At 56.0% G+C, this 12,270-nt stretch carries 9 protein-coding genes; 4 read left to right on the top strand and 5 right to left on the bottom strand.

Annotated features, from left to right (window positions below; all coding sequences use genetic code 11):
• Window positions 1-6: 6 nt before the first annotated feature.
• Genes JK199_RS06450 through JK199_RS06435 form a run of 4 tightly spaced genes read right to left on the bottom strand, consistent with a single transcriptional unit; the run spans window position 7 to window position 5,914 of the window.
• Window positions 7-1,401 (bottom strand): TolC family outer membrane protein, encoded by a 1,395-nt coding sequence (locus tag JK199_RS06450; protein ID WP_212374633.1) that lies wholly within the window; start codon window positions 1,399-1,401, stop codon window positions 7-9.
• A gap of 5 nt (window positions 1,402-1,406) precedes the next feature.
• Window positions 1,407-3,878, bottom strand: coding sequence for an ABC transporter permease (locus JK199_RS06445; RefSeq protein WP_212374631.1), 2,472 nt, complete (start codon window positions 3,876-3,878; stop codon window positions 1,407-1,409).
• An 11-nt stretch (window positions 3,879-3,889) separates the two neighbouring features.
• Complete coding sequence (locus JK199_RS06440; protein WP_077929868.1) at window positions 3,890-4,573, bottom strand: ABC transporter ATP-binding protein; 684 nt, start codon at window positions 4,571-4,573, stop codon at window positions 3,890-3,892.
• 18 nt (window positions 4,574-4,591) lie between these two features.
• On the bottom strand, window positions 4,592-5,914 hold the full coding sequence (locus JK199_RS06435; RefSeq protein WP_244984925.1) for an efflux RND transporter periplasmic adaptor subunit: 1,323 nt from the start codon (window positions 5,912-5,914) through the stop codon (window positions 4,592-4,594).
• A 156-nt stretch (window positions 5,915-6,070) separates the two neighbouring features.
• Between JK199_RS06435 and JK199_RS06430 the strand changes: the two genes are divergently transcribed.
• A complete protein-coding gene (locus JK199_RS06430) occupies window positions 6,071-7,291 on the top strand; it encodes a sigma-54-dependent transcriptional regulator (protein WP_212374629.1) in 1,221 nt (406 codons plus the stop codon).
• Window positions 7,281-8,501 carry a sensor histidine kinase gene (locus JK199_RS06425; protein ID WP_212374627.1) on the top strand — a complete coding sequence of 407 codons (1,221 nt, stop codon included), beginning with the start codon at window positions 7,281-7,283 and terminating at the stop codon, window positions 8,499-8,501. Before JK199_RS06430 ends, JK199_RS06425 begins: the two co-directional genes overlap by 11 nt.
• Here JK199_RS06425 and JK199_RS06420 read toward each other — a convergent pair.
• Complete coding sequence (locus JK199_RS06420) at window positions 8,485-9,165, bottom strand: peroxiredoxin-like family protein (protein ID WP_212374625.1); 681 nt, start codon at window positions 9,163-9,165, stop codon at window positions 8,485-8,487. The two genes, JK199_RS06425 and JK199_RS06420, sit on opposite strands and share 17 nt — an antisense overlap.
• A 102-nt stretch (window positions 9,166-9,267) precedes the next feature.
• Between JK199_RS06420 and JK199_RS06415 the strand changes: the two genes are divergently transcribed.
• Together JK199_RS06415 and JK199_RS06410 are read left to right on the top strand one after the other, a co-directional pair.
• The gene (locus JK199_RS06415; RefSeq protein WP_212374623.1) at window positions 9,268-10,146 is read left to right on the top strand and encodes a LysR family transcriptional regulator; all 879 of its coding nucleotides are present in this window, start codon (window positions 9,268-9,270) and stop codon (window positions 10,144-10,146) included.
• A gap of 459 nt (window positions 10,147-10,605) precedes the next feature.
• Window positions 10,606-12,009 carry an aminotransferase-like domain-containing protein gene (locus tag JK199_RS06410; RefSeq protein ID WP_212374621.1) on the top strand — a complete coding sequence of 468 codons (1,404 nt, stop codon included), beginning with the start codon at window positions 10,606-10,608 and terminating at the stop codon, window positions 12,007-12,009.
• The last annotated feature ends 261 nt before the right edge of the window (window positions 12,010-12,270 follow it).

The raw sequence follows: 12,270 nt of genomic DNA, 5'->3' as shown, positions 1-12,270 counted from the left end.
TGTCCCTTACCAGCCAACGCGGTCGAGTGCGGCCAGAGGCGCCTGAAGGGGCTCCCAGTCACGCGTGCGGGCGTGCCGCAACTGAGCTTCGGCATCATAGGAATGAACGTTTGGTATCAGATCCTGTGCCTGCAAATGCCCGATAGCCGCCAGAAGCTGAGCTTGCGCAACAATGGTGTCATGCTGGCTGGTGGCCAGTTCCACCTGTGCGGACCGCAGATTCTGATCCGCATAGAGCACGTCCGTCGTGCTGCGCAGGCCATAGCCATATTCAAGCTGATAGCCTTTTAAGGTTGTCTCACCAGAGCGGACTTCCGCCTGACCGGCTCTTATGGCTTGCAGACCGTTCTCCACAGCATTCCAGTATGTCACCACATCCTGCAGAGCGGAGCGGCGGGCCTGTTCCACGTTCTGGTGGGCCTGTTCATCTTTATCGCGGGCCTGTCTGATCTGGGAATTGTAGAGGCCGCCATTGTAAATAGGCTGAACCAGGGAGACTGTTCCTGTCACCTGCTCCCCATACTCCCGCCCGCGGAAGGGTGCGCCCGGCCCGATGGTGCCAAACGTGCCCTGAACCTGAATTTGCGGCCCCCATTGTGAGCGGGCTGTCTCAACGTCCGCCTGTGTTGCACTTTTTGTCTCGCGCATCTGGGCAAGCTGAGGGTTGGACTGAATGGCGGTTTTCATGGCCTGAGGCATGCTGGACGGCAGGCCGGGCAGGGCTGCTGGCATGACCAGATGAGTGGGGTCTTCCCCAATAACGGCCCGAAACTGTGCCTCGGAGGCTGCAAGAGTGGCGCGGGCCTGCGTCAGAGCCACCTCTGCTGACTGGCGGCGTGTTTCGGCCTGTTCCACGTCCGTTCTGGTCACCTGCTCGGAGGGCGCCCCCCCAAGGTTGTAGCGGGAGGTCGTTAGTTGCACCTGCCTCTGGAGCATGCTCAGATCCGCCTGTCGGATGTCTTTTATCGAACGGTCCCGTAATACGTTCATGTAGGCGGTGATAACATTTGTGAATACCTGCGCTTCCGTCAGACGCAAGGCGTGCCCTGCGGCATGGGAGCGGGCATCCGCGGCCTTAACCTGATTAGCCGTGTGGCCAAAGGAGTAAAGCGTCTGCTTGGCCGCAACATATCCTTCCGCATAGTTTGATGTATAGCTGCCCAGAGCAAACGCGTTGGTATACGGGCCCTGCTGGTAATTGGCATCCATGTTGACAGAGACGGTTGGCCTCCAGCCAGACCGTGCCTGCACCGAGTTTTCAGTAACGGCACGCTGATTAGCCTGCTCTCCAAGAAGGGCCGGGTTGCTGTGGTAGGCGTGTGCCAGAGCCTCCTGAAGGCTCTGGGCGTGCGCGACACAGGGGGAAAGTGCGAAGGCAAAGCATGCAAGAACGCGGGACATAGGCGTTACTCCGCTCTGAGGGCGCGTGCTGGTTCAGCCCGTGCGAGATGCAGGGTCTGACCCAGAACTGTGCAGGTTGCGATCAGTGACGCTCCGGCCACGGCAAAGAGGAAAAGGGCCGGGGAGAGAGAAATACGTTCATCAAATCCGCTCAGCCATTGCCGCATGAGCAACCACGCGGCCGGACAGGCCAGAAGACAGGCCAGCAGAACCGGCTTCAGAAAATCCGCCAGCAACAAGGCCAGCGTCTGCCCGGAGGTGGCTCCCAGTGTTTTACGAATACCAATTTCATGCACCCGGCGTGCGGCCGCAAAGGCCGCCAGACCGTAAAGCCCAAGGCAGGCAATCAGCAATGCGGCAACAGCGCCAAGAGTAAACAGGTGCTCACGTTGTTCGTCTCCGGCGTAAAATTCTTCCATCAGCTTATTTGCCGGGGAAAAATGGCTGGGGATATCAGGCAGGAGTGTCCGCCATGTTCGGTCAAGCCGCTCAGACATCACAACGGGAGCAACACCGGAGAAACGAACAGCCGGGACAGGATCATCAAACGGGGTGCGTTGCAGGGAGGAAAAGAACAGAATTTCCGGAGAGACAGTTTCACGCGGGGAACCGAAACGGATATCGTCAATAACACCAATAATCGTGAAGTGCTTCGCGCCTTCCCTGATAATTTTCCCTAAAGCCTCATCAGGGTTTTTAAAGCCAAAGGACAGAGAGGCCTTGCTGTTGATGATAACATTCCAGTTGCCGTTCCCGCTTTTAAACTCAGCGTTGGAGGGGCCATCATCCTGCCCGTGTGTGGCATCAAACCAGCGTCCGGCCAGCAGGCGGGGCTGGTAGGTTTCTCTGTAACCTGCTGAGACGCGATCTCGCTCCATCTGCACGTCAACCCGTCCCGCAGGACTCTCATAAAAAAAACCTGTGCGGGTGAGAGAATGTGGATTGGGCTGGAGTTCACCTAACGTCACAGAGGTGACGTTAGGGAGGGATTGCAACGTATCCAGCATGTGCCGTTGCACCTCGATATCTTTCGAGTGCATCTGCTGGCCGATCAGCAGGCCAGACTGGATGTAACCCCGGCTGGCATGCCGCAGAAAACTGGTTTGCCGGTCAATCACCAGTGTGCAGATCACGATGCAGATTGCGACGGAAAACTGCGCCACAACCAGCACGTTCCGCAGCATAGTTGCTTTGCGCCCCCCTGCTGGCATGCGGGCGGCAGCCAGAATAGCAGCGGGATTATAGCCTGACAAAATCAATGAGGGATAAAGTCCGGACGCCAGACCGCTCCCAAGGATAACGAGCGGAAGCAGGAGTGCTATAAAATAATAATCAATACGGACGGCTTCCCCTGTCACGCTGGCAATAGCCGGGACACATATCTCACAAAGCGCCAGCCCGCTCAGGCCCGCAATGCAGGAAAAAACCATGGCCTCCCCCATGAACTGGGTAAACAGCATGAAACGGGAAGCACCGAGTGTCTTGCGGAGAGCAACTTCCTTTGCTCTCAGCCCGGCACGGGCGGTGGCGAGGTTAACGGTATTGGCGCATCCAAGAATAAGGGCAAGCAGACCAATCAGACCAATGCCGTCAATAACGTATTGTTCCGCGCTATTGTCGGTATCCTCGACCTGTGAGTCATGAAAATGTGTTTCCTTCAGAGGAATAACGGAGAGCGCGTAGACTCTTTTTCCATTCGCCCCAATGGAAATCTGGTCTTCCGCCGTGCCCGATGCCCGGTGCAGCACAAAATCAGAAAGGCGCGCGTTTACGGCAGAAATATCATCGTGTTTATGGAATTTAAGCAGAATTTCTCCGCAACTACTGCCCCAGAAAAGGAAACAGGAGCGCGTCACCCGGTCTTGCGGAGGGACTGGCAGGAGCATATCCACGTTATCCAGCAGGCCGGGGGAGGGAACGTCACCCAGAACACCTGTCACGATATACGTGTTTTTCTGCCCAATTCGGTTGATTTCTACCGTTTTCCCCAGAACATCAAACTTGCCAAACACCGTCATTGCGGCCTGCCGGGTGAGAACAAGACCATCAGGCCGCGTAAGTGCCGTATCAGGATTGCCCTGCAAAAGCCGGAGCGAGAACATCCGGAAAAATTCGGGATCTGTCATGCGGCCAAAAAAATGTGTGAACTGCCCGTTTTTCTGAACATTCAGATTAGTTGCGGTAAATGTTACACCGTCCTCAATTTCCGAAAAATCCTGTTTTAAAAATGGTAATGCTCTGAAGCTGACATCAGCACTTTCATAAGGCGTTGTGCCCGGCTCGGACCAGTGTTCATCCATACGTGCCAGCCGGTCCGCATCCGCAAAACCAGTATTAAAACTGTATTCAAAGCGCACAACGAGAGCGAGGGTCAGGAAAACCCCAATCCCTAAAGCCAGACCGAAAACATTCAGACCAACATACAGGGGATGACGCCGCGCCTGACGACCGACACTTCTGAGAATGGCTGCAATCATTTCTGTCTCTTTCAGATGGCATTACGCACGGAAATGACAATCTGCCCGTCCAGCATATCAACCCGCCGTCTGGCCAGATCCGCATGGCTGGGGGAGTGTGTGACCATGATGATCGTGGCGCCCTCATCATTCAGGGTCTGGAGAATATCCATCACCTGTGTGCCATTTTCGGTATCAAGGTTGCCGGTTGGTTCGTCAGCCAGAATCAGGCGTGGTTCCCCTACAATGGCGCGGGCAATGGCGGCGCGCTGCTGCTGGCCGCCTGAAAGCTGGGAGGGATAATGTCTGGCGCGGTGGGCAATCCCGACACGGTCCATAGCCTGCGCAACCCGCTGCCGGCGCTCCGGTTTGGGGATATTCCGATAGATAAGGGCCAGCTCGATATTTTCTTCAATCGTCAGTTCATCAATCAGATTGAAACTCTGGAAAATATAGCCAAGATTTTCCCGACGGAAGCGTGCAAGCGCAGTCTCGTTGAGTTTTGTCAGTTCTTCATCGCCAAAACGATAGGAGCCTGCCGTGGGCCGGTCAATTGTGCCCAGAATATTGAGCAGGGTGGATTTGCCGCACCCTGATGGGCCCATAATGGCGAGAAATTCTCCCTGCGCGATGTCCAGTTCGATATCGTGCAGGGCTGTTGTCTCCACTTCGTCAGAGCGATAGAGGCGCTGGATACGGGAGAGATGAATGAGCATGCCTGTAAGTCCTGTCGCTTAGTGGATGGAGAGATGGTTGAAATTTTTATAGGAATTGTAAGAGGAGATGATCACCTGATCCCCCGCATGCAGGCCGCCCGTAATTTCTGCCTGCTCGGGGTTGCGGCGTCCGGAAGTGATTGTCACGCGGTCCGCACTTCCGCCATTCCCCGCGACGACAAACGCTGAAGACCCGCCGCTGGCTTCAAGCCACGCACCATTGGGCAGAACCAGCGCCCTGTGCGTCTCCCCCAGCGTGATGCGGATATCAATGCTTTCGCCGCGCCTCAGGCCCGGTGGCGGGGGCGTGTCAAATGTCAGTTCCGCACGAAACTGACCATTGGTGACCTGAGGGTGGACGCGCGTCACGGTGAGGGGAATTTTCACATCCCCGATATCCGCCTGTGCGCGCTCCCCGGTTGCGACGCGACCCAGATAAAATTCATCAATATCGGCATCAAGACGATACTGGCCTTCACTATCGATCTGCCCGATCCTGTCTCCGGCTTTGAGAGACTGGCCGGGCTGGAGGTCAAAATTGGTCAGGCGACCATCCAGAGGGGCACGAAGGGTCAGAGCGCCAAGGCTGCTTTCAACCACTTCAAGATTGGAGCGGAGGCGCTGGCCTTCCTGATCAATTTCTTTCTCCTGCCGGTCTGCGACCTGAAGATCCTGAGCGCGTGCAGCATCCAGCCGTTTGAGGCGCTGGGCATAATACTCTGCCTCATCACTATAAGACTGGACGTTGGCATCGGATTCAAAGCCCTGCTGCCGGAGCTGTTCACGAATGGAGAGTTCGTGCCGCGCTTTGAGAAGATTGTAGCGGGCTTCAGCAAGCTGGGTTTCTTCAGTGGTGCGGGTTTGCTGCAAAGTGAGGCGCTGTGCACTGACTGCGCCAAGCTGACTGGCAATTGAGGCCTCGCGCGAGGTCACATCCAACTGAAGCTGCGGGTTGCTCAGACCGGCGAGAACATCGTCTTTTTTGACCAGAGCACCATCTTTCGCCACTGCCTCTGTGACCTCGCCTCCTTGCACGGCATTGATGAACGTAACGTGCAGGGGGGCTACGGTGGCTCTTAGCGGCAGATAGTCGAGAAAAGGTGCAGACTGCACCGTGGCAATGGAAATCTGGTCACGCCTGACGGACAAGGAGCCGGAGGCGGGGGCAAGGTACCATCCAGCCCAGATAAGCAGGACAACTGCAACGGGGCTGCCATAGCGCACGGCGCGACGCAGAAAGACCTTTCTCGCGGATGGAACAACCGCGCGGTCCATGCCGGAACCGGACAGGGACTTGGGTTTTTCTGATGTTTCCACGTTGCCTGAAACCGGGTGACGCATACACTGTTTCTCCTCTTAAAAAACAGTGTATCGTAGAATCATAAAATTATATCCTATTGAAAAATAAAGGATATTTTTGTGGTCGTTCATATGTCTGTTCGGAAATGAACGGACTGTCCGGAAGCGGACACCTTTCAGGGAGCTGTCAACAGAATAATGACGACATTTCGGAACGAACTCAGCGAGACCGATACGTCTCACGACGTAGATCTGCCGTGCCTGCTGTTTGTGGATGATGACCGCGATATTCAGGTTGCGGCCCGTCTGCTGTTCCAGCGGCGGGGGATTAAAATATTGTCTGCCTATGATGCGACGGAAGCCCTGACGCTGCTGGCGTCTCATCCTGTTGATCTTGTTCTGCTGGACCTTAACTACAGCAAAGGCGCACGCAGCGGTGCGGAAGGACTGGCTTTACTGAAAGATATGCTGGTACTGCGGCGGGATTTACCTGTGCTTGTCGTTACCGGTCATAGCGGGGTGAGCATAGCGGTTGAGGCCATGCGGACAGGTGCGACCGATTTTGTCATGAAGCCCTGGAATAATGACAGGCTGGTCAGTCTTGTCACGAGTGTTCTCGAAAAACGTGGTCGCAATCATGGTTCTGACGCAGAACCCGTTCTGATCACGGCGTCCGAGGCTATAAAGCGGATCGTAACTGAGGCAGACCGGATTGCCCCAACCCGTGCATGTGTTCTTGTTTCCGGCCCGTCCGGGGTTGGGAAAATGCTTCTTGCACGGCGTATTCACGCTCTTTCTCAAGAGGCGGGGCCTGTAATAAGTTTTAGCGTGGAAGACTGTGACGATTTACCAGAAGAGGGCGGTGTGTGGATATGCCGCGAGATCGAATCGCTCTCTCCAACCCTACAGCGCCGCCTGACAGACCGGCTTGACGGGAGCGCACCGCCGCGCGTGATCGCTCTGACCTCACTGGACCCTGCGGCACTGAGCGCACATCTCCAGCCCAAGCTGATGCTGCATCTGGGCATGGTAAGGCTGGCACTCCCACCCTTGCGGGAGCGACCGGAAGATATTGCTGCTTTAGCCAGCCACTTTCTGCATTATTTTTCCGCGCGCCACGGATTGCCTGAACCCGAATGTGACACGGGCCGCATTGCGGCCCTGCAGGCAGAGACATGGCCCCAGAACGTGCGGGAACTGCGGGCCGCAATAGAACGTGTGGTGATTATGGGAGAATGGCAGGTCTCAGCAAACAAGGCTGCAAACCAGACCTCTGAACCGCAAACCCTGCGCGATACGGAAAAATCACTGGTTGAGGCCGCACTGCGCCGGCACAGTTTTAACGTGACTCAGGCCGCCAGAGAACTGGGTCTGACACGCCCGGCACTCTACCGGCGCATGGCCCGCTATGGGCTTTAAATTCCATACGGCTTCGGCCACCCTGCTCAGGCTGATGGGGCTTGTCGCCGTGTGTCTGCTGCTCACGCCTGTCTGGCAACGGGGGCTTTACGCCACGGCCTCTCTTATGGTGTGCATTGGGGCAGGGTGCATTGTGTCTCTGGTTGCGACGCAGGTTGATCTGGCTCGGCGGATGCAGCGCAGTGAGCCCTCTGTTGTGACCCCGACTGACCGTGAAAAACTGCGCAACCGTGCCCTGCTGGACCATGCGCCCGTGCCGTTGTTGTACCGCAGCGTGGACGGCACATTGCACGCGGCAAACCGCGCGGCACGCAGGCTGTTTAAAACGGAAGATCGCCTGATCAATCCACCGGGTGAATTGCTTGCGGCCCTGCATGAAAAACGTGTGTATTCTGAAGGACGGATGATACGTCTGCACTCTTCCGCCGAGAGCAGGTTGCGGATGTATGCGCTCTCAGTCGGGCAGGGGGCCGGCGTTGGGGGGATTGTTGAGTATCTGGCACTGACGGACGTGGAAGCTGGCCTGCAAGCGGCGGAAGCACAGGCTCTGCGGGATCTGCTTCAGATTTTGAGTCATGAGATTATGAACTCTCTCACGCCTATTGTCTCCCTGTCCGTCACAGCGGAAGAATTGTTTACAGAGGCGGATAAGACCGCATCCTCCCCTCTTATCCGTGAAGCCCTGACCACTCTGCGGAGACGGGCAGAAGGTCTGGATAAATTTATAAGAGGTTACCGCGAACTTGCGCGTCTGCCTCCCCCGGATCTGGCCCCGGTTGCGCTTGAGGTGCTTCTGCGTGAGACGCAAACCCTCTTTCAGGCCCGATGGGGCGCTGGCGTCCCGCTGGACGTTTGCCTTCCCTCCACACGGGTTCTGATCAGAGTGGATAAAGCGCAGATTGAGCAGGCTCTGCTTAACCTTCTCAACAACGCGGCAGAAGCGTGTGCCGGCCTGCCTTCACCCTCGGTCCAGCTTGTTGCTGAGGTTACGGATGGTGCTGCGGCCATCCTTGTCAGGGATAACGGGACGGGCCTTGACCCGTCCTTACATGAAGAGATTTTCCACCCCTTTGTTTCGTTTAAAGAGAATGGAAACGGGGTTGGCCTCAGTCTGGCGCGGCAGATTGTTCTGGGCCATGGCGGTTCCCTGGGGGTCGAGGCTCCAGAGCCTGAAAGCCCCTGGAGCACGACGTTCAGGATCCGTTTGTAAGTCGGGCTGCTTTCTGAAGAGCCGGAATCATGTCTTCTGGTTCTGGCCTGCGGGTATAATCCGGGTTGACCTCGGCATAGAGGATCACACCATCCTGACCGATAACGAAGCGGCCCGGCATTGGCAGCGTCCAGCTCCCGTCACCATTAAAAGAGGGCAGATCGTTCTTAAGGCTTTTGTAGAGTTCCACGAGGTAGTCGGGCAGAGCGAACCGCAGGCCGAACTTGGCTGCAACGTCGTTATGCGTGTCTGACAGAATGGGGAAGTCAAGATGGTTCTGACGGACGGACTTCCGGCTGTTCACGGCCGTCTGCGGTGAGATGGCTATCAGATTTGCACCAAGCCCGCGGAAAGCGGGCCATGCCTGCTGGAGCGCCTGCAGCTCCATGTTGCAATAGGGGCACCACACGCCGCGATAGAAGCTGATGACCAGCGGGCCTTTTTCCAGCAGAGCGGCGGATGAGACCGGATGACCGTCCGGGTCATTCAGGGTGAAGGAAGGAGCCGTATCGCCCGCTTTGAGGGTTTTTTCCGCAACACCGGAGGAAATCAGCTCAGCGGTTGCCCGGTGCATCACCGTAACAACGGAGGCGGGGACATTATAGGGCGGCTTCCCAGCCTCGAAGTCGGCCCTGAACGCGTCGAGTTTTGCCTGAAGGGGCATGATGATGTCCTTGTAAGAGAGGTGATGCACTCCAGATGCCTCTTCCGGCCTCGACAGGGCAGACAGGTTGGGGCGATAAGGGTTATTCCCCGGAGGAATGTGATGGACCGTTATCAGGCGATGGCCACCTTTATACGCGTGGTGGAGACAGGGTCTTTTTCGGCGGCAGCGCGTCAGCTTGGTGTGGGCCAGCCGGCTGTGTCCAAAACCATTGCGCAGCTTGAGGCGCATCTTCAGGTCAGCCTGATTGTCCGTTCTACACATGGCCTGACACCCACCGAAGCAGGACAGAATTTTTATGAACGGGCGCGTAACGCCATTCAGGAAGTCGACGAGGCGGAACTGGCCGCCAGAGGTGCCGGGGCCGGTTTGTCAGGCCGTCTGCGTGTTTCAGCGGCAACGACATTTGCAAGACTGCATATTATTCCAAAACTGCCCCGGTTTATGGCCGCGCATCCTCACCTGAATGTTGAGATTATTCTGGATGACCGGCTGATCGACCTTGTTGCCGAAGGAATTGATGTTTCCATACGCATGGGCACACTGGCAGATTCTACTGCAATCGCCCGGAAAATTGCGACGGGCTCCCGCTCGGTTCTTGCCACTCCGACATACCTTGAGCGGGCAGGGCTCCCACGCACTCCGGCAGATCTGACAAACCATGATGCCATTATCTACAGCCAGTTACCGAGTGTCTGGTCCTTCACCCAGAACGGCGCTGCACTCTCGGTTTCTGTCAGCGGAAGGCTTAAGGTCAGCGCGGCAGAGGGGCTCAGAGCAGCGGTTCTGGCAGATATGGGGCTGAGTATCGCATCGGACTGGATGTTTGCGCCGGAACTTGAAGCAGGCACTGTTGTCCGTGTTCTGGAAGCGTGGTCTCTACCGTCTATTGATTTATGGGCGGTCTTTCCTTCCGGGCGCATGAAGACCGCAAAAGCCAGACTATTTGCCGATTTTGTCGAAAACCTTATGTCGGCTTAGTCTCTGCTCTTTTATGAGAGCCGTGTTTTAACCATAACAAATGGCTTCTTTTCTTACGAATAAGGATAAAAATATGAGGTTTTTTATTTTGTTTATCGGGGTTGTTGTCTCATTAGCCTGCCTGTCACTGGCATGGTCCATTGTAGCGGCCCCTGAACCATCGGGCGGATGCACACTTGGTATCTGTTTCTGAGTTTCTCAGTCTCAGACACAGCATATTGGCATACAGCCAGACTATAAGGGCCGTGTCAGAACGGTAAACCCACACAGCCAGATCAAAAGAGGTCTTTTGCGTACCATGCTCCTTAGGACCAGAGGGACTTCCCGCTATAGCGATGCGGTCCAGTTGCGGCGCACTGTATGACATTACAGAGCGTGTAAGATTAGCCGATAAAAAATGCTACCATTGTATGGTATGGTCTGAGACTGACGATATAAAATGTATGGAAGTCTGGCGGCATGTCTGGTTACGCTTATCTGGCTCAATGGAAAGACGAGATTAACAGCAGCCCGAATGCGATCTATCTGACGCTGGCGGATGCTCTGGCGCTCTCCATTCGTAAAGGCGACCTGAGGGAAGGGGACAGGCTGCCGCCGCAGCGAATGATTGCGGAGTATCTTGGGGCCAATCTCACAACCGTAACCCGTGCATTGACCGAGGCCAGACGGCGCGGCCTGATTGATGCGACAGTGGGGCGAGGCACGTTTGTGCGCGTAGGGGCCGGGGAAAGCCACTGGCGTCACACCGGGCCCGCTGTGGTCGATCTGACCATGAACCTGCCCCCTATCCCTAAAGATCCGTCCTTACAGCGGATGATCCAGAACGATATTACAGCCATCCTCAAACAGCAGGATCTGAACAGCCTGATGTCTTACCGCGTCACGGGCGGGACGCTGGAAGAGCGGCAGCTTGGCGCGAAGTGGATTGCCCCTGTTATCGGCCAGCGGCGAACGGATGAAATTCTTATCTCTCCCGGTGCGCAGAGTGCTCTGGCAGCGGTTGTCAGCACCTATACGCAGCCGGGGGACGTGATTGTTACGGATCGCATCGCATACCCCGGGATACGAACCGTTGCAGCGCAGTTCGGGCTTATTCTGGTCGGGGTCGATAGTGACCGTGAAGGCATGATGCCTGATGATCTGGACCGGGTATGTGCGGAGCATCACCCCAGACTGCTCTATTGTATCCCGACAATCCATAACCCCACCACCGCTACAATGTCCCTGCAGCGGCGGAAAGATATCCTTAAGGTTGCTCAGCGCCACCACCTGCACATTACCGAGGACGACCCTTACAGTCTGCTGATGGAAAATCCGCTGCCAGCCCTGGCGGCGCTGGACCATAGCCGCGTCAGTTACATTGCCACCCTTGCCAAAACGCTTAGCCCCGGCCTGCGGACAGCCTACGTCGCACTCCCCAGTGCGGACATGACCCGGCGTGTAACCGCTGCCATACGGGCAATTGCCCTGACCAATGCCGGACTGCTCAGTGCCCTTACAGCGCGATGGATGCAGACAGGGCAGGCAGAGACAGTCCTGCATGCCATCCAGAAGGAACTGCGGCTGAGGCAATCCATTGCACGCAAGGTGCTGGGGGAAGGCCATTGTATGAATCCGGACGGACCGCATGTCTGGCTAAAGCTGCCAGACTGGTGGGGAAGTGCGGATTTTGTTGCTTATGCCCGCAGGCGTGGCCTTGCTCTTGTGCCGAGCACCGTTTTCACGATCAGTGGAGAACCACCCCAGCGGGCGCGGATTGCTCTGGGAAGTGCGCCGGATGCAGCAAGTCTTGAAGAATCCCTGCACGGCGTTCTCTCCATTTTACAGCATAAACGGTCCCCCGGATTCACGGATATTGTCTGACGCCGTAGCGTCTTCAGAGGCGCGAAAGAGCTTTGATTCTATGGGAATAACCAGCGCATCGAAAAAACAAAAAACGCTTCTGTTCACGAATGTGTGATTAAAAAACATCTGTAAAACAAGAGTTTATCACCACGAGATGGCATTGTATGGATTCATGAATATTTTTGTATGCTGCTGTCTCTGATAAAAACCAGACGATTTTCTGGTTTGATTTAATTGTACCCCTTTAAAGAAACATACAATATTTTATCTTCTCCTGAT

Source organism: Acetobacter persici (assembly GCF_018256955.1).
Classification (GTDB): domain Bacteria; phylum Pseudomonadota; class Alphaproteobacteria; order Acetobacterales; family Acetobacteraceae; genus Acetobacter; species Acetobacter persici.
Note: the sequence above shows the minus strand (reverse complement) of the source record. Positions and strands in the feature narration are given on the sequence as shown.

Bases quoted from the DNA above. Each gene is read 5' to 3' on its own strand.
- JK199_RS06450 (WP_212374633.1), bottom strand. From the start codon at position 1,401: ATGTCCCGCGTTCTTGCATGCTTTGCCTTCGCACTTTCCCCCTGTGTC.
- JK199_RS06445 (WP_212374631.1), bottom strand. From the start codon at position 3,878: ATGATTGCAGCCATTCTCAGAAGTGTCGGTCGTCAGGCGCGGCGTCAT.
- JK199_RS06440 (WP_077929868.1), bottom strand. From the start codon at position 4,573: ATGCTCATTCATCTCTCCCGTATCCAGCGCCTCTATCGCTCTGACGAA.
- JK199_RS06435 (WP_244984925.1), bottom strand. From the start codon at position 5,914: ATGCGTCACCCGGTTTCAGGCAACGTGGAAACATCAGAAAAACCCAAG.
- JK199_RS06430 (WP_212374629.1), top strand. From the start codon at position 6,071: ATGACGACATTTCGGAACGAACTCAGCGAGACCGATACGTCTCACGAC.
- JK199_RS06425 (WP_212374627.1), top strand. From the start codon at position 7,281: ATGGGCTTTAAATTCCATACGGCTTCGGCCACCCTGCTCAGGCTGATG.
- JK199_RS06420 (WP_212374625.1), bottom strand. From the start codon at position 9,165: ATGCCCCTTCAGGCAAAACTCGACGCGTTCAGGGCCGACTTCGAGGCT.
- JK199_RS06415 (WP_212374623.1), top strand. From the start codon at position 9,268: ATGGACCGTTATCAGGCGATGGCCACCTTTATACGCGTGGTGGAGACA.
- JK199_RS06410 (WP_212374621.1), top strand. From the start codon at position 10,606: ATGTCTGGTTACGCTTATCTGGCTCAATGGAAAGACGAGATTAACAGC.